The sequence below is a fragment of the Micromonospora sp. CNZ280 genome (assembly GCF_011759515.1).
This window is the reverse complement of record NZ_JAAOYP010000004.1, coordinates 234,595-253,443: the sequence shown is the minus strand read 5'-3', so window position 1 is coordinate 253,443 and position 18,849 is coordinate 234,595. Positions and strand designations below refer to the sequence as shown.

Genomic DNA, 18,849 nt, shown 5'->3' with positions numbered 1-18,849 from the left:
GAAGTCGACGCGAGGAGTACCACAGCGCCGTCCGGCCCGTAGAACGGTGCGGGGACCTGTGACTAGGCTGCGTGCCATGGCCAGCGATGTGGACACCGCACCGCTCGTCGGTCGGGCCGACCTGCTGACGGCGGTGCGGTCGGCGCTGCTCGACGACGTGGGGCCGGGGCACACCGCGGCGGTCTTCCTCACCGGTGAGAGCGGCGTGGGCAAGACCCGGCTGCTGCGCGAGGTGGGGTCCCGGCTGCGCGAGGCCGGCGCCCTGGTGCTCACCGGGTCCTGTCTGGACATCGGCGACGCATCCCCGCTGCACCCGCTGCTGCAGGCGCTGCGGCGCTTCGACGCGGAGCTGACCGCCTCGCACGCGCGCACCTCGTCGGCGGTACGCGGGCTGCTGCAGACCTTCGCCGACGAGACCGCCGGTCCGGACGGCGCCGGCGCGCTGCTGGAGCGGGTCTCCCGGGGGCTGCACCTGATCGCCGAGGGGCGGCCGCTGGTGCTCGTCCTGGACGACCTGCAGTGGGTCGACCGGAGCACCCGCCAGCTGCTGCTCTACCTGCTGGCCGGCCTCGGCGACCTGCAACTGTCGGTGCTGGCCGCGGTGCGGGCCGAGTCGTTGCAGGGCGCCCACCCGCTGCGCCGGGTGCTCACCGAGCTGCGCCGGCTGCGGTCGGTGCGGGTGCTCGACCTGGCCCCGCTGGACCGGCCCGACACCGAGCGGCTCGCCGCCGCCGTGGTCGGCGGCCCGCTGGCCCCGGAGGCGGCCGAGCAGGTCTGGCGGCGCAGCGGCGGCAACCCGTTCGTGGTCGAGGAACTGGCCCGCGACCTGCGCGACGGGCGGGACGGGCTCTCCGACACGCTACGCGAGATCTTCCTCGCCCGGGTGGACGCGCTGCCCCAGCCCGCGCACGCCGTGGTGCACGCGGTCGCCGCCGGGGTGGAGCCGGTCGAGCACTGGCTGCTGGCCCGGGTGGTCCGGCTGCCCGAGGACGAGCTGATCGAGGCGGTCCGCGCGGCGGTCGCCCACCGGCTGCTGGTCGGCGCGGACGACGGCTACCGGCTGCGGCACCGGCTGGTCGCCGAGGTGCTGGAGCACGAGCTGCTGCCGGCCGAGCGGGCCGCGGTGCACCGCCGCTACGCGGAGGCGCTCACCGCGGCGCCGGCCGAGCTGCACCAGGCCCGGCTGGCGCACCACTGGCGGCTGGCCGGCGAGCCGGCTCGGGCGCTGCCGGCGGCGATGGCCGCGGCCCGGGAGGCCGAACGGCTGCACGGCTATGCCGAGGCGCACCGGCACTGGTCGGTGGCGTTGCAGCTGGCCGACACCCCGGCCGGCGGGCCGGTGGCGGTGGACCGGGCCACCCTGCTCGAACACGCCGCCGAGGCGGCCCACCACTGCGGCGAGCACGCCCGGGCGCTGGCGCTGCTGGAGGAACTGGTCGCCGCGGACGCCGGCGGATCCGCCTGCGCGCTGCACATCCGGCGGGCCCGTTACCTGGCCGCCGCCGGCCGGTCCGCGCCGGCCGAGGCCGAGTACCAGCGGGCGCTGGAGGCCGCCGACTGCACGCCCCGGGAGCGGGCCACCGCCGCCGCCCACCTGGCGGAGCTGCTGCTGCACCTGGGCCGGTACGCCGACGCCGGTCGCCGCGCCCGGGAGGCGTTGCGGCTGGCGGCACGGGTGGAGGGCTCCACCTCGGAGGTGGTGCTGGCCAGCGCGGCGCTCGGCTTCTCCGAGGCGTACCTGGAGGATCCGGACGCCGGGCTGGCGGTGATGCGCGAGGCGCTGGAGACCGCCGAGCGGGCCGGCCGGCCGGAGGACGTGGCCTGCGCATACCTGCATCTGGCCGAGCTGCTCACCGGGCCGCTGAACGTCCTCGAGGAGGGCGTGGTGGTGGCCCGCCGGGGTGCCGAGCGGGTGGCCGAGCTGGGGCTCGGTCGCACCTACGAGACGCGGCTGCTGGCCATCGCCACCAACGGGCTGTTCCGGGTCGGCCAGTGGGCCGAGGCGGAGAAGGTGGTCGCGGCGGCGCTGCGGCACCGCCCGTCCGGCGCCGACGCCGTGGAGCTGCTGCTGGCCCGGTGCCGCCTCTCCGTCGGCTACGGCGACATCGAGGCCGCCGACCGGGACCTCGACTCGGTGGCCACGATGCTCGCCGGCGGCGGCGCCCGGCACGTGATCCCGCTGCTCACCCTGCGGGCCGGCCTGGCGATGTGGCAGGGCCGGCACGACCTGGCCCGGCAGGCGGTGCAGCGCGGGCTGACCGAGAGCCGCTCCGACGACGTGGGCATCCTCGCCACGCTGGTCTGGCACGGCCTGCGGGCCGAGGCCGAGGCGCACGCCAGCCGTACGTTGGCGGTCGACCGGACAGCGGTGCGCCGGCTGCGGGAGGTCGCCGAGCGGGTGGCCCGCAGGAGCGAACACGCCGCCCGCCCGGTCCGCGACGTGGTCGACGGGTTCCTGGCGCTCTGCGCCGCCGAGGTGAGCCGGCTCGACGGCAGCGACCCGGAGCTGTGGGCGCACGCGGCGGCCGAGTGGGACCGGCGCAACCACCCCTACCCGGCCGCCTACTCCCGGCTTCGGCAGGCCGAGGCGCTGCTGGCCCGGCGCAGCCGCAGCGCCACCGCGGGGAAGCTGCTGCGGCAGGCGTACCAGGTGGCCCAGGGGCTCGGCGCGGTGCCGTTGACCTCGGAGATCCGTACCCTCGCCGGCCGGGCCCGGGTGCCGCTCGAGGAGCGCGGCCCGGTCGGCAACGCCGGCGCGGCCGCCGGTCCGGACGGCGACGAACTGGCCATGCTGACCGCCCGCGAGCGCGAGGTGCTCGCCGCCGTGGCCGAGGGGCTGACCAACAAGGAGATCGGGCAGCGGCTGTTCATCAGCGAACGGACCATCGGGGTGCACGTGTCGCACATCTTCGACAAGCTCCAGGTCCGCACCCGGGTCCAGGCCAGCGCCATCTACCTGCGTAGCCGGTCGGCCTGACGCGCGCGGTACGGATACGTCGTTCTACTGATCCGGCGGACAGCCGCCGGCTGGAAGGCTGTGCCGTGTCACCGACGGGGGTGCTGCGGCAGTGTGGAGGAGAAGATGACGGAACCGGTCTGGGGGCCCGTGCACCGGGACATCGTCGACCTGCTCGCCGACCACCCCGCCGACGTGCCCGCGGTGGTCGACCACCTCACCAAGCTGCAGGACCTGCTGGTGCGGCTGCCTCCGCTGGAGGAGAGCTGCCCGCTCGCCGACTTCAACAAGCTCTACCTGACCATCACCACCAGCGTGCTGGACGGTCTCTACGACGACCGGTTCGCCGACCCGGTGTTCCTGTCCCGGCTCGACGTCGAGTTCGCGGCCCGCTACTTCGACGCGCTGCGGCTGTGGACGGACTCCAACCCCGGCTGCCCCAAGGCCTGGTCGTGCCTGTTCGAGCGGATGCGCGGCCCGGACGCCCGGCCGCTGCCGTCGGCCGCCGCCGGGGTGAACGCGCACATCAACTTCGACCTGCCGTTCGCTCTGGTCACCACGTTCGACAGCCTGGAGTCGGAGCCGGTCGACGGCACCGACCAGCACCGCGACTACCTCGAGATCAACAACATCTTCGCCGACAAGATCCCGGGGCTGCGGCGCGGCTACCTGGACCGCTGGCAACTGCTCATCGACATGCTGAACGGCGACATCGACGACTGGTACCAGGGTGAACTGATCGAGTACACCCGCGACGTCGCCTGGCGCAACGCGCAGAAGATCTGGCGCTGCCGGCACGATCCGGGCGCCCACGAGTGCGAGCGCGCGCGGTTGGACGACAACGCCGCGCTGCTCGGTCGGTTGCTGCTCTCGCCCCTCGGGGCGTTCCTGCAGTAGCCGGGACGGGGGGTCCCCGCGCTTCGCCCCAGGTGGGGCGCGGGGACATGTCCGTCGGCGGGTCGCCGGCCGGCACGGGGGTGGGGCATCCGGCCGGACGACCCGCGACGGCCGGCGGACGTCGGAGGCATCGCGGTCGGGCCCGGGGGGCGCCCGCCGCGACCGTGGGGGAGGGGCCGGCCGGCCCGGGGGGTGTCGGCCGGCCCGCACGGGGTACGCGCGGGGCATGGACGTCCAGGCCTGGCGCCGGCCCGCGGCGCGACCCCGCCCCCGACCCGACGCACCGCACCGCCCCGCCCGGCCGGGCGACGGGCGTCGCCGGGGTGGGGCCCGGTGACCCACCGGTTCGCCTTCCGGTTCGACCCGGTGTTCCGGCCGGGTCTCGCGCTGGTCGGCGTCCGGCCCGCGACGGCCTGGGTACGGGTCGACGACGCGGAACTGATCGTCCGGTTCGGCCCGTGGCGGCTGCGGACCGGCCGGGGCAACGTCACCGGGGCGGAGGTCGCCGGGCCGTACCGCTGGTGGCGGGTGATCGGCCCGCACCTGTCGCTCGCCGACGCCGGGGCCACGTTCGGCAGCAGCTGGCGGGCCGGCGTCTGCGTACGGTTCGCGGAACCGGTTCCCGCCCTGCTGCCCGTCGGCTGGCCGCGGCACCCGGCGGTGACCGTGACGGTCGCCGACCCGGAGGGCCTGGCCCGCGTGCTGTCCGGCCCGGTGGCCCGCTGAGCGGCCTCGGTCCGTCCCGCTCCGGCGTCGGTCCGGACGCGCCCGGCCGCAAAGCCCGGGCGGCTTCGTCCGGTCCGTCCTGGCGGGGGACGCTGCCGGCTTCGTCTGTTCCGCCAGGGTGGCCGGACCGGCCGGCTTCGTCTGTTCCGCCAGGGTGGCCGCCGGGCACCGCCTACCTTTTGGGCAGGACGGCCGAGGGTGGGACGGGGGATGGCTGACGAGCAGCGGGGGAAGGCGCGACGCCCGCGCGGGCGACCGCAGCCGGCGTCCCGGGGGCCCGGGCCGGAGTTGCGTGCCGCCCGCGACCCGACCCGCCCCGGCGACCGCGCCGGCCGCCGGGTCAGCGTCCCGGAGCGGGTGGAGAACCTGGTGCGCCGGCAGGAACCGGAGGGCCGGCTGCGCCGGTGGCTGTTCGAGCACCAGGTGCAGCCGCTCGGCCCGGAGACCACCGAGCGGCAGGCCCGGTCGCATGCCTGGTGGCAGGTGATGTGCCTGACCGGGGTGGACTACTTCTCCACGCTGTCCTACCTGCCCGGCATCGCGGCGGTGGCCGCCGGGGCGTTGTCGCCGCTGGCGACCCTGCTGATCGTGGCGCTCACCCTGTTCGGGATGCTGCCGATGTACCGCCGGGTGGCCCGGGAGAGCCCGCACGGGCAGGGGTCGGTGGCGATGCTGGAGCGGCTGCTGCCGTTCTGGCGGGGCAAGATCTTCGTCCTCGTCCTGCTCGGCTTCGTGGCCACCTCGTGGATCATCACGATCACCCTCTCCTCGGCCGACGCCACCGTGCACCTGCTGGAGAACCCGTACCTGCCGGCGGGATTCGGCGGCCCGCTGGTGGCGGTGGCGGTGACCGTGCTCCTGCTGCTGATCCTCGGCGGGGTGTTCCTGCTCGGCTTCCGCGAGGCCGTGGTGGTGGCGATCCCGCTGGTCGCCGTCTTCCTCGCCCTCAACGCGGTGATCGTCGCGGTGGCGGTCGCCGAGATCGTGGCGGACCCGGGCCACCTGTCGGACTGGACAGCCGCCCTGACCACCACCGGCGGACCCGCCGACGTGGCGCTGACCGCCGTGCTCGCCTTCCCGCTGCTGGTGCTCGGGCTGTCCGGCTTCGAGACCGGGGTCAGCATGATGCCGCTGGTGGCCGGCCGGGGCCCGGACCCGCAGGCCCGGCTGGCCGCCCGGATCCGCAACACCCGCCGGCTGCTCAGCACCGCCGCCTTGATCATGTCGGTGTACCTGGTCACCACCACGTTCGTCACCACGGTGCTGATTCCCGCCGAGGAGTTCGAGCCGGGCGGCGCGGCCAACGGGCGGGCGCTGGCGTTCCTCGCCCACGAGCACGTCGGCGAGGGCTTCGGCACTGTGTACGACGTCAGCAGCATGCTGATCCTCTGGTTCGCCGGCGCCTCGGCGATGGCCGGCCTGATCAACATCGTGCCCCGCTACCTGCCCTCGTACGGGATGGCGCCCGAGTGGGCCCGCGCGGTGCGGCCGGTGGTCATCGTCTACACGCTGGTCTGCGTGGCCATCACCGTCATCTTCCGGGCCGACGTGAACGCCCAGGCCGGGGCGTACGCCACCGGGATCCTCGCGATGATGGTCTCGGCCGCGGTGGCGGTGGCCATCGCGACGGCCCGCCAGCACCGGCGGGGCGTCGCCACCGGCTTCACCGTGCTCGTCCTCGTGCTGCTGTACGCGTTGGTCGAGAACGTGATCGAGCAGCCGGACGGGATCACCATCTCGGCCCTGTTCATCCTCGGCATCATCGCCGTCTCGCTGGTCTCCCGGGTCAGTCGCACCACCGAGCTGCGCGCCGAGCGGATCGAGTTCGACGAGCAGGCCCGGCGCTACATCCAGGAGTCGGTGGCGCACGACGGCCGGCTGCACGTGATCGCCAACCGGCGTGACACCGGCGCGGTCAAGGAGTACACGGTCAAGGAGCGGGCGCAGCGTGGGATGAACCCGGTGCCGGGCGCGGCCGACGTGCTCTTCCTGGAAATCGACGTGGTCGACCCGTCCGAGTTCAGCCAGGTGCTGCGGGTGCACGGCGTGGAGGTCGCCGGGTTCCGGGTGCTGCGCGCCAGCAGCCCGGCCGCCCCGAACGCCATCGCGGCGATCCTGCTCGCGCTCCGCGACGCCACCGGGGTGCGACCGCACGCGCACTTCGAGTGGTCGGAGGGAAGCCCGGTCGCGCACCTGCTGCGTTACCTGATCCTCGGTCGCGGCGACACCCCGCCGGTGGTCCGGGAGATCCTGCGCCGCTCCGAGCCCGACCCGACCCGTCGCCCGGGAATCCACGTCGGCGGATGAGCCGCGGCCGCCGGGGCGAGCCGTTCGGTGCCCGGCTGGGGTGGATGAAGGCGAAAGACACGTTTATTCATGTTCGACGGACTTGTCCGATTACTCACCGTATCGTGACTTTCGGTGGCTGCGGCGAGCCAGCCACGCCGCGCCCGTCTCGGCGCGGCCTTGTCATCCGCACGAGAGGCAGGGAAGCGTGATGTCCACCTACCAGGGGAGCCGGCGCCCAGCACGACCCAGGCGACGATCCCGGTGGTTCTTAGCCGGCGGTGTCGTGGCGGGCAGCCTGGTGGCCGGAGCGGTGGGGCTGACCGGGGGCGCGGCGACCGCCGCCGACCACGGGCCCGCCGTACCGGACCAGGGCCGGCCCGCGCTGATGCGCACCGGCGACCAGACCGACCCGGGGCGCCCGCACCGCCCCGGCGAACGGCCCGACGGCGGTGAACGCCGGCCCGAGGCGGGCCCGCAGGGCACGGACGGGCGGCCGGACGACCTGCGCAGCGGCTGGGAGCGCGCCGCCGGTGGCGACCCGCAGGAGTCGCGCGGCACCGGGGACGACCCGCGGAAGCGCCGCGACGGCGGCGGCAACCGGTGGCACCGGGACGCGATAGCGGTTCCGTGCGACCCCGCCCGGCTCATCGCGGCGCTGGTTCGGGTCAACGCCGAGGGTGGCGGCACCCTCCGGCTCGCGCCGAAGTGCACGTACCCGCTCACCCACGCGTTCGGGCAGCCCGACCAGTACGACGGCGGGATCCGCGACGCCCGGGAGGCCGCCGACACGGCGGAGAACCCCGGCGACGCCGAGGCGCCGCCGCGCAACCCGGCCGACGACAAGGCCGGCCTGCCGGTGATCTACCACCCGGTCACCGTCGAGGGCGCGGGCGCCACGATCGTCCGGAAGACCGACGCCGAGGCGTTCCGGTTCTTCACCGTCCGCGACGGCGGCGAGCTGACCCTGCGCGACGTCGTCCTGCGCAACGGCCGGTCGGCCGCCGAGGGCGGCGCCATCCACGTCGTGCACGGCGCCTCGGCCGTCGTCGAGCGCACCACCATCGCCCACAGCGTCTCGCTCTCGGCGGAGGGCGGCGGTGGCGCCATCTTCAACGACGGCAACATGCTGGTCGACGAGAGCACCTTCGTGTCGAACACCGCGGCCGGCAAGGCGGGCAAGGGCGGCGGGCTCCTCAACGGCGGCGTCCTCACCATGCACCGCTCCGAGTTCCGCGACAACAGCGCCGTCGCGTACGGCGGCGGGCTGGCCAACTACCGCGGCGCGGCCGAGGTGCAGGGCAGCACCTTCGCACACAACACCGCGACGCACGGCGGCGGCCTGGCCAGCTTCTCGGCCCGGACCCGGGTCTCCGACACCAAGGTCCTCGGTAACACCGCCCAGATCGGCGGCGGCCTGGCCAACTCGGACGCGGTGCTCTTCCTGCGCCGGCTCACCGTTCGGGACAACACCGCCACCGGCAACGGCGGCGGCATCTCCACCTTCCAGGGGCTGGTCCCGCTCGACGACAGCGTGGTGGCCGGCAATACCGCCCGCGGCAACGGTGGCGGCCTCTACGCCGAGAAGTCCAACCTGCTGGTGCGGCAGAGCGAGGTGAGCCGGAACGCCGCCGTCGGCGCCCGGTCGACCGGCGGCGGCATCTTCGCCTCCCTCGGGCAGCTCACGATCCACCGCAGCGAGGTGATCCGCAACGGCGGGACCCGCGCGCCGGGCGGCATCCATGCCGACAAGGCCCGGGTGACGGTCGACGACGAGACCGACGTCATCGAGAACCGGCCCACCAACTGCGCGGGCTCCCGGGTGCCGGTCACCCACTGCTTCCGCTGACCCGCGCCATCGGCTCTGCCCAGCCACCGCCCGCCGGGACGATCGCCCGATCGCCCCGGCGGGCCGCCCGCCGTCCGGGTCAGCCGAGCGCGCGCAGCCGGCCGGCCAGTTCGGCGGCGAAGAAGTCGAGGAAGCCGTCCGGGTCCGGGCCGGCGTTCTGCAGCACGATGTGGTCGAAGCCGGCCTCGAGGTACGGCCGAACCGCCTGGACGTGCACCTCCGGGTCGGGGCCGACGGCGAACAGCTCGCGGACGTGCCGCTCCTCCACGTACGAGCTGGCGGCGTCGAAGTTGACCGGGTTGGGCAGTTCGCTCATCACCTTCCAGCCGGTGACCATCCAGCGGCTGGTCTGCAGCACCGCCTGCACCGCCTGCCCGTCGTCGGTGGCCCAGGCCAGCGGCACCTCGGCGTACCGGGGGCCCTGCCCGCCGGCGGCGCGGTAGTGCTCGACGATCGACCCCTTCGGCTCGGTGGCGAACAGCCCGTCGCCCAGCTCGGCGGCCAGCGCGGCGGAGTCCGGCCCGCTGGCCGCCACCGCGATCACCGGCGGGGTCTCGGGCAGGTCGAAGACCCGGGCATCCTCCAGCTGCAGGTGCTTGCCCTCATACGACCGGTAGCCGCCCTGCCAGAGCAGCCGGATGATCTCCAGCGCCTCGTGGAGCCGTTCGTGCCGCCCGCGTACGCTCGGGAAGCCCTGCCCGACCACGTGCTCGTTGAGCCGTTCGCCGGCGCCCACGCCGAGGGTGAACCGGCCGCCGGAGATCAGGGCCAGGGTGGCGGCGGCCTGAGCGATGATCGCCGGGTGGTAGCGGACGGTGGGGCAGGTGACACCGGTGGCCAGCCGCAGGGTGGTGGTCCGGGCGGCGATGGCGCCCAGCACGCTCCAGGCGAACGACGAGTGGCCCTGGACGTCCAGCCACGGGTGGAAGTGGTCGCTCATCTCGACGAAGTCGAAGCCGACCTGCTCGGCACGGACCGCCTGCCGGATCATCTCCTGCGGTCCGTAGCCCTCCGCGGCGAGCTTGTAGCCGATCTGCATGCCTCCTGCTCCCGTCCGTACGGCGGTCGAGCAAGGGCCGTTCCCGCCGCGACCCGCGGCAAACGTCACCCCTGAGCGGCCCCTGAGCGGTCCCCGGCTCGGCCGCCGGCCGCTCAGGCGCGTCGCGCCAGCAGGTAGCAGCGCTCGCTGGCGTGCTCCCGGTCGGGGTCCGGACGGCGGTCCAGCCGCGCGGTGAGGGTGAGCCCGGCCCGGGCGAGGGCGGCCACCTCGGCTGCCGGGTCGAGGAACCGGAAGGTCAGCGCCACCGGGTGCCCCCACCAGTCGGTGAGCGTCCGGGCCTGCCCGGGCGGGGTCTGCTCGTCGCGGGTGTGGAAGGCGATCAGGGCACTGCCGCCGGGGCGCAGCACCCGGGCGAACTCGGCGTAGGCGGCGGCCCGTCGGGGCGGGTCGAGGTGGATCACCGCGTACAGGCAGACGATCGCGGTCACCGCGGCGGAGCGGACCGGCAGCGCGGTCATGTCCGCCGCGCAGCAGGGCAGGGCGGTGGTGCGGCGGGCGAGCGCGCACATCGCCGGCGACAGGTCGACGCCCACCGGCCGCGCGCCCCGCCCGGCCAGTTCGGCCGCCGCCTGGCCGGGCCCGCAGCCGATGTCCAGCACCGGCCCGCCGGCGCCGAACTCGGCCAGCGCGGCGAGCAGCGCCCGGTCCAGCGGCTTGCCGGTCAGCTCGTCGCCGATCTCCGCCGCGTACCGGCCGGCCACTCGGTCGTAGCTGCGTCGGGTGTCGGTCGTCTCGGTCACGGTGACCAGTCTGGACCGTCCGCGCCGGTCCGGCCGCCCCGCCCGGACGCCGTCTTCCCAGGACGCTTTAGGGGAAGTGACCTGCCGGACCCGGGCACGCGACGGCCCGCACCGCCGGGGCGCGGGCCGGGGCACAACGTCCTACCTGGACGGCTCGGGCAGCTCGCAGTCGACCTTCGGGTTGGCGCCGATGTAGTTGAGCGGCCCGGCCACGATGGTCACCAGGATCGTGCCGGCCTCCGCGCAGTTGGTGTCGTCGTCGCCGTAGTAGCCGCGCTGACCGGCGGCGATCGCGCCGATGATCAGCCAGATGACGACCAGGACGCCGAGTATCGAGGTGCCGCGCATGACTGCCTCCAGGGGTGGTGGTTTCGAGGTGCAGGCGTTGTACCCAGTCGCGTCGATCGGCTAACGGCGCCACCGATCGGCCGGCCCGACCGCCGCGTCCGTCGGGCGTGGCCGGCCGGTGGTACGGCGGGGGATCGCCCGCCCGCACCGGCGGGTCGACTATCGGATCGACGACCCACCACCGGCCGGGCCCGGCGATGGACGTACAACTGCGTCACGGCCCGCCGAGGAGGTTCCATGGGCGCCTGGACACCGCACCTGTTCGTCGACCGTCCCGAGGACGTGGCCGTGGCGGCCCGCGCGCTGGCCGGCGGCGCGGTCGTCGCGGTCGCCTTCGGGAACTTCTACGCCGTGGTCACCCGGCCGGACGCCGGCACCGTGCGCCGGGTCAACCTCGCCAAGGGTCGGCCGGCCGGCCAGGTCCGCAGCATCACCGCCACGCCCGGCCGGATCGCCGACCTGTTCGACTGGTCGCTGGTGCCGCACCGGCTCCCGCAGCGGCGGGTCCGCCAGCTGATGGACGCGCTCTACGGCGCCGGCCCGTTCGGCTTCCGCGGGCCGGCCGCCGCCGGGCTGCCGGCCCACCTGACCCCGCACGACCAGGGGGTACGCACCACCCGGGTGATCGCGCCCGGGCTGGCCTGCCCGTCGAACGCCTTCTTCGCCCGGGCGGTCGCCGAGGCCGGGGTGGACCACCGCCCGGGCTCCAGGTGCGCCTCGGCCCCGCCGCCGGGCAGCGGTTGCGGGTCCGGTCCTACGCCGAGGCACTGGTGTGACCGGTCGGCGGCCGCCGGAGCCGGGCCGGGTCAGTGCGGCGGGGACGGCGCCTCCGGCGGCTTGCCCCGGCTGCGCCGGCGATCGGCCAGCGCCACCCCGAACAGCACCAGCATCGCCGCGAGCGCGGCGAAGACCGGCGGCCGGACCAGCGCGGCCGGCGCGGCGGTGAGCAGGGCGGGCAGCCCGCCGGTACGGGACAGCGAGACCTGGCTGAACACCTCGTACTCGAACGCGGCGCGGCCGGGAGATGCGGGCGGCCCGGCGCTGGGTCTGCCGGTGCCCGCGGACCGTCGGCATGAGGAGTAGCCCGGCACGGTCCGCCACAGCGGGATCCCGGGGATCCGGGCGGCCGACGCGGCGACCGGTGGTTCCCGCCAGGGCGGCCCGGCGGTCGGTTCGCCGACCGCCGGGCCGCTACCGGTCATGCGTCGTTTCCGCCGGCGGGCAGGACGGCCGCCGCCTCCGGCGTGCCGGCCAGCACCTTGGCCTGCTGCGGCCAGGTGGCGAGGCCGGGCGCGGCACGCAGCCCGGCGGCCCGGATGAGGTCCCGCAGGCCCGCCTCGTCCAGCTCGGCCAGCTGCCGGTAGGTCCGGACGCCGGCGGCCTGCAACGCGGCCGCCATCTTCGGCCCGACCCCCTGGATGCGGCGGAAGTCGTCGGCCGGCTCGGCGTCCCCGGCGGCCTCGGCGGCCGGCGCGGGTGCCGGCCGCACCGGCGGCGTGGCGACGGCGGGCCGCGCGGGCGGCTCGGCCGCTGCGACGTCCTCGGCCCGCTCGGCGGCCGGCTCCGGGCGCTGCGCGACCACGGCCGGTTCGTCGCCGTCGGGACGGTCGGTGTCGGGCACGCTGACCGGCACCTCGTCCTCGGGCCCGCCCTCACCGTCGCGCGCGGCCAGCTCCGTCACCAGGGCGGCGTCCGCCTCGGCCGGCTCGCCGGCACCGGCCCGCTCCCGGTCGGCGACCGGGTCGAGCGTGGACGCCGGGGCGTCGGTGAGCGCCATGTCCGCCGCGTCCACCGTGTCGGGCGCGGCGGTGGCCGGCCCGGGCTGGGCCGGCACGGTGTCGACCGGCGCGGGCTGCTCGGCGACCGCGGCCGGGGCCGGGTCGACGGTCGCCTCGGGCCGTACGGTGTCGGTGGTGGCGGCGGGTGCCGGCTCGGCCAGCACGGCCGTCATGCCGCCGGCGGCGTCACCGTCCATGCTGGGCGAGCCGGCGGTCGCTGCGTCGCGCCGGCCGCGTAGCACCCAGCCGGCGGCCAGGCCCACCAGCAGAGCCACGATCAGTATCAGCCAGTGCCCGAAAGACCACGCCACGGCAAACCTCCCTCTCGTTCACGTCGGAATCTCGCGAGAAAAACTCGCCGCAGCTTCGCACACGCGCGATCCGGGGGACAGGGAGGCTCGGCAACCGACCGTGCCGGTGGGACGGGCCGTACCGGGGGTGCCCGACGGGCGACGGACGGTGTCGGGGCGGCCGGCCGCGCCGTCGCGGCGGGCAGCCGGACGACCCCGGCGCCGCCGGGCGCCGGGGTCGTGACGGGACGGTGCTCAGTCCTCCTCGCCCCGATAGGTGTAGAAGTCATCGACGAACTTGCGGCGCAGCCGCGGCACCCGGCTGGTGACGGTGAAGTAGCCACGGGCGCCGAGCAGCGCGAGCCGGCCGAACAGCGGGTGGTACATCCGGTCGTCGCCGTTGGTGCCGCTGCGGTTCAGCGAGTCGGCGACCCGGGCGAACCCGTACGGCACCATCACCGTCTCGTAGTCGGCGACCGCCTGCACCAGCGTCTTGTCGCCGGCCGCGGCCAGCCTGAGCTGCCGGCAGAGCAGGGCGGCGTCGCGCAGGGCGGTGTTCGCGCCGACCCCGCGACCGGGGGTCATGGTGTGGATGGCGTCGCCGAGCAGCGTCACGGTGCTGCTCTTCCACGGCGGCACCGGCTCCGAGGTGCTCACCCTGATCGGCAGGGCGCTGTCCGGGTCGCCGCAGGCCAGCAGCTCGCGCAGGTTCGGGTGCCAGCCGCGGGTGAGGTCCAGGGCGAGCCGGATCAGCTCCTCGCCGCGGCGGCGCATGACGTCGGCGGGGAACCGGCGGGCGGTGCTCCAGATGACCAGGTTGATGTTGTCCCGGGTGGGGTCGTGCGCCAGCCCCGGCCAGCGAGCCAGCACCGCCGCGTCGGCCGCGCTGACCTCCGGCTTCACCGTGCCGTCGCGGTCCCACCTGAACTCCATCACGTGCAGCACGCCCATCATCCCGCCGGCGCCGAAGATCAGCGAGATCCCCCGCCGGATCCGTTCTGGCAGCAGGCCGCGGGTGTGCGGAGTGAGCGGGATCCGGGTGGCGATGTTGATGGTGCCGGCGTCCCGGGTGACCGCGTGCGGCAGGTACTGGCGGCGCACCGCCGAGTGCGTGCCGTCCGCGGCGACCAGCAGGTCCCCGGTGGCGGTGCTGCCGTCGGCGAAGTGGGCGGTGACGGTGCCGTCGTCGCGCTGCTCGTAGCGGGTGAAGGTCTTGTCGAAATGCACCACGTCCTCCATCCCGGTGAGCAGGACCTGGCGCAGTGTCATCCGGGCCACCGAGCGTTCGGTGTCGACCGGGTCGGTGTCCGGCCGCAGTTCGAACGACGCGGTCTGGCGCATCCGCTGGCTGATCACGTTGAAGTACCGCGGCGACCGGGCGCAGGTGGCGAGGTAGGTGTCGAACAGCTCCGGCGGCAGGCACTCGCGCAGCGCCCGGCTGCCGGTCGGGCCGATGCCGACCCGGTAGCCGAGCAGCCCCTCACCGCGGGTGCGGTACCGCTCGTAGACGGCGACGCTGATCCCGGCGCGGCGCAGCCCGTGCGCCAGGCAGAGCCCTCCGGTGCCGGCGCCGATCACCAGGACGTGCGGTGTGCTGGTGGCCATCGTGATCGGCCCCGCTCACCCGGCCGGTCGCGGCGCGGGCGCCGCCGCCGCGTCCCACCGGTAGAAGCAGCCGGCGATGGCGTCGCGCGGCGAGCGCCAGGTTGGCAGGTACGGCGAGGTGTGCGCCGAGAGCCGCTCGTTGACCTGCCGGTAGAGCGGGTGGCTGCGCGCCTCGGCCAGCGCGTCCGCGTCGACCTCCGCGGTCTCCATCAGGTGTACGCACAGGTCGTGCAGGCAGTACAGGGACCGGTGCCGGACACCGGTCAGGGTGGGCAGTTCGGTCGCGTCGGACTCGGCGAAGATCTGCGCCACCCGTCCCTCCGCGCCCGGGATGATCCTGCTGACGATCAGTAGACGGCTCATGGGACCCCTCTCCCCGGTGGCGCTCCCGTTCGGGGGAGCGGCCACGGACACCTGTGCCGCCCACCCTGCCGGCCGCCCTGTCACCCGACCGTCACCCGCGCCGTACCGGCGATGACGGGCGGCTCAGCGGGTCGCGCCGCGGGTGGCCGGGTCGCGGCGGGGGCGTGGCCGGGCGTCGCCGGTGGCCTGCCGGATCGGCGCGAGGGTGTCGGCGAGCAGGGCGCTCATCGCCGCCGACGGTTCCAGGTGCAGCTCCCGGTGCAGCAGGTCCCGGTAGACGTAGTAGGCGTGCACCGCCTCGAAGGCGTTGCCCTCGGCGAGGTGGATGCGAACCACCAGCCGGTGCGGGGTCTCCCGCAGCGGCTCGGCGGCCATCGCCTCCAGGGCGGCCTCCAGCGCCTCGCCGTGCCGGCCGGCCGCCAGGTGCTGGCACGCCACCTGTTCCAGCATGTGCAGCCGCAGCTGGCGCAGCCGCTCCCGCTCCAGCAGCACCCAGTCGTCGTACCAGCCGGGGAGCAGGTCGTGCCGGCCGGCGCAGAGCGCCCCGGCGATGGCGCCGGGGGCGTCGCCGTCGCGTACCCGGGCGGCCGTGTCGACCAGGTCGTCCACGTCGACCCGCACCACCGGATCGAGCCGCAGCGTGTCGCCGCTGGTGTCCAGTGGGCAGTACGGGTCCTGGCGCAGCCGCCACAGCGCGGTCCGCAGCGAGGACAGCGCCCGCTCCTCCGGAGCGTCCGGCCAGAGCAGTCCGGCCAGGTTGCTGCGGGTCACTCCGGGGCGCAGCCCGAGCAGCGCGACGACCCGCTGCAGGCCGCGCGGCACCACCACCGGCGCGTCGGCGTGCAGCAGCCGGAACCCGCCGAGCAGGTGCAGCGAGATGCCGGCGCCGGGACGTCCCCCGACGGTCGGCACGGATGGATCAGCGGCCACGCGGCACCCCCTGCGGAACGCTCGTCCCGACTGTCTGCTGTGTCCCCGGCGCGGCCGACCGTGACGCCACTGTCGAGCTCGCTCCGCCGCGGCACCGGCGGCGTGCGGCGCCCGCCGGGGTGACCGCGACGAAGATTATCAATAGCGACTACGCTGGGTCAACACGCTGGTCGGTGATTCGACGCCCCGAAGTCGACCGTGAGAACGGCTCTGAACTGCGAATATGTCACCAAGAGCCGGTGCCTCGGTCAGCGGACGGACAGCGGATACACAGCTTGCGTCAACGCACCGTCACCACGCCGCGTCGTCCGGCGGCGATGCCCGGTGACGGCCGCGTGACGCCGTCGGGCGCATCGTGTCGGCAGTCGTCCGGCGCGTCCGCCCGGGGTCGCCGGCACCGGACGCCGTGGGGGGAGGCCCAGCCATGGACCGTTCGCTCATCGTCGCGAAGGTGGTACCGACCGCCGAGGCGCAGGTCGCCGAGATCTTCGCCGAGTCCGACGCGACCGAGCTGCCCCGCCTGGTCGGGGTCCGGCACCGGTCGCTGTACCGGCTGCACGACCTCTACGTGCACCTGCTGGAGACCGAGCTGCCGGGCGACGGGGCGGTGGAGACGGCCCGCGGGCACCCCGAGTTCGAGCGGGTCAGCGCGCGGCTGCGGCCGTACATCTCGCCGTACCTGCCGGACTGGCGTTCGCCGCGGGACGCCATGGCCCGCTGCTTCTACCGCTTCGACGCCGCGCCCGCCGGACGGCCGTCGTGACCGCCACCGCGCCCCGGGAGGGGCAGCTCTGGTCCCGCTGCGCCGGCTGCGCCACGCTGCTGTACCGCAAGCGGCTGCACCGCAACCTCGACGTGTGCCCCGAATGCGGCACGCACGTCCGGCTCGGCGCGCCCGACCGGCTGCGCCAGCTGGTCGACCCCGGCTCGTTCGCCGCGCTGTCCGACCGCCCGGCCGAGGTGGACCCGATCGGCTTCGTCGACGTGCTGCCGTACCCGCACCGGCTCACCGCCGCCCGCGCCGGCACCGGTCTGGATGAGGCGGTGGTCTGCGGCGTCGCCACCATCGGCGGGCATCCCTGCGCGCTCGCGGTGATGGATTTCCGGTTCCTCGGCGGCAGCCTCGGCTGCGCGGTCGGTGAGCTGATCACCCGCGCCGCCGAGCGGGCGCTGGCCGACCGGGTGCCGCTGGTCCTGGTCACCGCCTCCGGCGGGGCGCGGATGCAGGAGGGTGCCCTGTCGCTGATGCAGATGGCCACGGTCAGCCAGGCCGTCGCCGCGCTGCGCGAGGCGGGCCTGCTCACGGTCAGCGTGCTCACCGACCCGACGTACGGGGGAGTGGCGGCGTCCTTCGCCACCAACACCGACGTGGTGATCGCCGAGAGCGGCGCCCGGATGGGCTTCGCCGGCCCCCGGGTGATCCGTCAGGTCACCGGCCGGGCGCTGCCCCACGGCTTCCAGACCGCCGACTTCCTGCTGCGGCACGGGCAGGTGGACATGGTGGTGCCCCGGCGCGCGCTGCGGAGCCGGCTGACCGCGCTGCTCGCCGCGGTCGGGGCCGCCCGCCGGCCCGACCCGGCTCCGGACGTACGCCGGTCGCAGCCGGCCGCCCTGGACCCGGCGGCAACCGCCACCTCCGCGTCGGCGGTCGACGGCCCGGTCGGCGACGCCTGGGCGACCGTCCGCGCCGCCCGGCACCCGGGCCGCCCGACCACGCTGGACTACCTGGAGTCGGCGTTCGACGACTTCGTCGAGCTGCACGGCGACCGGCTCGGCGGGGACTGCCCGGCGGTGGTCGGCGGCCTGGCCCGGCTGGCCGGCCGACCGGTGATGGTGATCGGCCACCAGAAGGGGCACACCACCGCCGAGCTGGTCGCCCGCAACTTCGGCATGGCCAGCCCGGCCGGGCACCGCAAGGCGCTGCGGCTGATGCGGCTCGCCGCGCGCCTCGGGCTGCCGGTGGTGACCCTGGTGGACACCCCCGGCGCGGATCCCGGCGTGGACGCCGAGCAGCAGGGCCAGGCGGCTGCCATCGCGGAGAACATCCTGGCGCTGACCATGCTGCCCACCCCGGTCGTCGCGGTGATCACCGGGGAGGGCGGCAGCGGCGGGGCGCTGGCCCTGGCCGTCGCCGACCGGGTGCTGATGCTCCGGCACGCGGTCTACTCGGTGATCAGCCCCGAGGGCTGCGCGGCGATCCTCTGGCCCGACCGCGGGGCGGCCCCGCAGGCGGCCCGCGCGTTGCGGCTCACCGCGCCCGACCTGTGCCGGCTCGGGGTGGTGGACGAGGTGGTGCCGGAGCCGGCGACCGCGGCGCAGGACGACCCGGAGGCGGCCGCCCGCCTGCTGCGGCTGGCCCTGCTGGCCAACCTCACCCCGCTGCTGGAGGTGGCCCCGGCGACGCTGGTGCGCCGGCGGCGGCAGCGGTTCCGACGCTTCGGCGCGGCCGGCGGCCGGGCGGGTGCCCGGTGACCGCCGCCCGCACCGGGCGCTCGCCGGACGCGGCCACCCCGCCGCCCCGCTCCGGCCCGCCGGCGGCCGACGCGAGTCCGGACCGGGTGGACGCGGTGCTGGCCGGGCTGCGCCGGCAGGCCCGGCAGCTCGTCGCCGAACTGGCCGGACCGGTGCGGCGGGTCCGGTTGCGCAGCGGGCAGACCGTTCTGGAGGTGGAGTGGCACGGTCCGCCCGCCCCGGCCGGCGGTCCGCCGCCGGCGCCCCGGCCGGCGACCGAACCCACCGCCCCGGCGCGGCCGCCGGCCGCGGACGGGGACGGGCCGGCCCGGACCACCGTGCGCTCGCCGATCGTGGGCACCTTCCACCGCGCCCCGGAACCCGGCGCCGCGCCGTTCGTCGCCGTCGGCGACCTGGTCCGGCCGGGCCAGGTGGTCGGCATCGTCGAGGCGATGAAGCTGATGAACGAGGTGACCGCGGACCGGGCCGGGCGGGTGGTCGAGGTGCTGGCCGACGACGGCCAGCCGGTGGAGTACGACCAGCCGCTGGTCGCCCTGGAACCGGCCTGAG

Annotated in this window: 16 protein-coding genes; 9 read left to right on the top strand and 7 right to left on the bottom strand. The window is 75.6% G+C overall.

Annotation, left to right across the window (positions count from 1 at the left end; all coding sequences use genetic code 11):
• Positions 1-76 precede the first annotated feature (76 nt).
• The 5 genes from FHX32_RS28330 (at position 77) to FHX32_RS28310 (ending at position 8,714) form a co-directional block, all read left to right on the top strand.
• A complete protein-coding gene (locus tag FHX32_RS28330; protein ID WP_167189918.1) occupies positions 77-2,977 on the top strand; it encodes a helix-turn-helix transcriptional regulator in 2,901 nt (966 codons plus the stop codon).
• 105 nt (positions 2,978-3,082) lie between these two features.
• On the top strand, positions 3,083-3,853 hold the full coding sequence (locus FHX32_RS28325) for a DUF5995 family protein (protein WP_167189915.1): 771 nt from the start codon (positions 3,083-3,085) through the stop codon (positions 3,851-3,853).
• A gap of 333 nt (positions 3,854-4,186) precedes the next feature.
• Complete coding sequence (locus FHX32_RS28320) at positions 4,187-4,579, top strand: hypothetical protein (RefSeq protein WP_486481374.1); 393 nt, start codon at positions 4,187-4,189, stop codon at positions 4,577-4,579.
• A gap of 210 nt (positions 4,580-4,789) precedes the next feature.
• Complete coding sequence (locus FHX32_RS28315; RefSeq protein ID WP_208419452.1) at positions 4,790-6,886, top strand: amino acid transporter; 2,097 nt, start codon at positions 4,790-4,792, stop codon at positions 6,884-6,886.
• Positions 6,887-7,076: 190 nt separating this feature from the next.
• On the top strand, positions 7,077-8,714 hold the full coding sequence (locus FHX32_RS28310) for a right-handed parallel beta-helix repeat-containing protein (protein ID WP_167189911.1): 1,638 nt from the start codon (positions 7,077-7,079) through the stop codon (positions 8,712-8,714).
• A 79-nt stretch (positions 8,715-8,793) separates the two neighbouring features.
• On the opposite strand, the gene FHX32_RS28305 is transcribed toward FHX32_RS28310, so the two are convergent.
• The 3 genes from FHX32_RS28305 to FHX32_RS28295 form a co-directional block, all read right to left on the bottom strand.
• Positions 8,794-9,753, bottom strand: coding sequence for a TIGR03557 family F420-dependent LLM class oxidoreductase (locus FHX32_RS28305; protein ID WP_167189908.1), 960 nt, complete (start codon positions 9,751-9,753; stop codon positions 8,794-8,796).
• Between the two features lie 113 nt (positions 9,754-9,866).
• Complete coding sequence (locus tag FHX32_RS28300) at positions 9,867-10,514, bottom strand: methyltransferase domain-containing protein (RefSeq protein WP_208419451.1); 648 nt, start codon at positions 10,512-10,514, stop codon at positions 9,867-9,869.
• A 141-nt stretch (positions 10,515-10,655) separates the two neighbouring features.
• Positions 10,656-10,862: a hypothetical protein gene (locus FHX32_RS28295; RefSeq protein ID WP_167189905.1), complete on the bottom strand. Its 207-nt coding sequence runs from the start codon at positions 10,860-10,862 to the stop codon at positions 10,656-10,658.
• A 237-nt stretch (positions 10,863-11,099) separates the two neighbouring features.
• Here FHX32_RS28295 and FHX32_RS28290 point away from each other — a divergent pair, with 237 nt between their 5' ends.
• Complete coding sequence (locus FHX32_RS28290) at positions 11,100-11,945, top strand: hypothetical protein (protein WP_167189902.1); 846 nt, start codon at positions 11,100-11,102, stop codon at positions 11,943-11,945.
• Positions 11,946-12,060: 115 nt separating this feature from the next.
• Here the strand turns inward: FHX32_RS28290 and FHX32_RS28285 are convergent, their stop codons facing one another.
• The 4 genes from FHX32_RS28285 to FHX32_RS28270 form a co-directional block, all read right to left on the bottom strand.
• The gene (locus FHX32_RS28285) at positions 12,061-12,951 is read right to left on the bottom strand and encodes a hypothetical protein (RefSeq protein WP_167189899.1); all 891 of its coding nucleotides are present in this window, start codon (positions 12,949-12,951) and stop codon (positions 12,061-12,063) included.
• 234 nt (positions 12,952-13,185) lie between these two features.
• The gene (locus tag FHX32_RS28280; RefSeq protein WP_167189896.1) at positions 13,186-14,535 is read right to left on the bottom strand and encodes an FAD-dependent monooxygenase; all 1,350 of its coding nucleotides are present in this window, start codon (positions 14,533-14,535) and stop codon (positions 13,186-13,188) included.
• Positions 14,536-14,550: 15 nt separating this feature from the next.
• Complete coding sequence (locus FHX32_RS28275; protein ID WP_167189893.1) at positions 14,551-14,898, bottom strand: TcmI family type II polyketide cyclase; 348 nt, start codon at positions 14,896-14,898, stop codon at positions 14,551-14,553.
• 123 nt (positions 14,899-15,021) lie between these two features.
• Positions 15,022-15,828, bottom strand: coding sequence for a BTAD domain-containing putative transcriptional regulator (locus FHX32_RS28270; RefSeq protein ID WP_167189892.1), 807 nt, complete (start codon positions 15,826-15,828; stop codon positions 15,022-15,024).
• A 424-nt stretch (positions 15,829-16,252) separates the two neighbouring features.
• On the opposite strand from FHX32_RS28270, the gene FHX32_RS28265 reads away from it, so the two are divergent.
• From FHX32_RS28265 to accB, 3 genes are read left to right on the top strand one after another with little or no spacing between them, the layout of a single operon-like run.
• Positions 16,253-16,591, top strand: coding sequence for a TcmI family type II polyketide cyclase (locus FHX32_RS28265; protein ID WP_167189890.1), 339 nt, complete (start codon positions 16,253-16,255; stop codon positions 16,589-16,591).
• Positions 16,588-18,300, top strand: coding sequence for an acetyl-CoA carboxylase carboxyltransferase subunit alpha (locus FHX32_RS28260; protein WP_167189887.1), 1,713 nt, complete (start codon positions 16,588-16,590; stop codon positions 18,298-18,300). The genes FHX32_RS28265 and FHX32_RS28260 overlap by 4 nt, the downstream gene beginning before the upstream one ends.
• Complete coding sequence (gene accB / locus FHX32_RS28255) at positions 18,297-18,848, top strand: acetyl-CoA carboxylase biotin carboxyl carrier protein (RefSeq protein ID WP_167189885.1); 552 nt, start codon at positions 18,297-18,299, stop codon at positions 18,846-18,848. The genes FHX32_RS28260 and accB overlap by 4 nt, the downstream gene beginning before the upstream one ends.
• The last annotated feature ends 1 nt before the right edge of the window (position 18,849 follow it).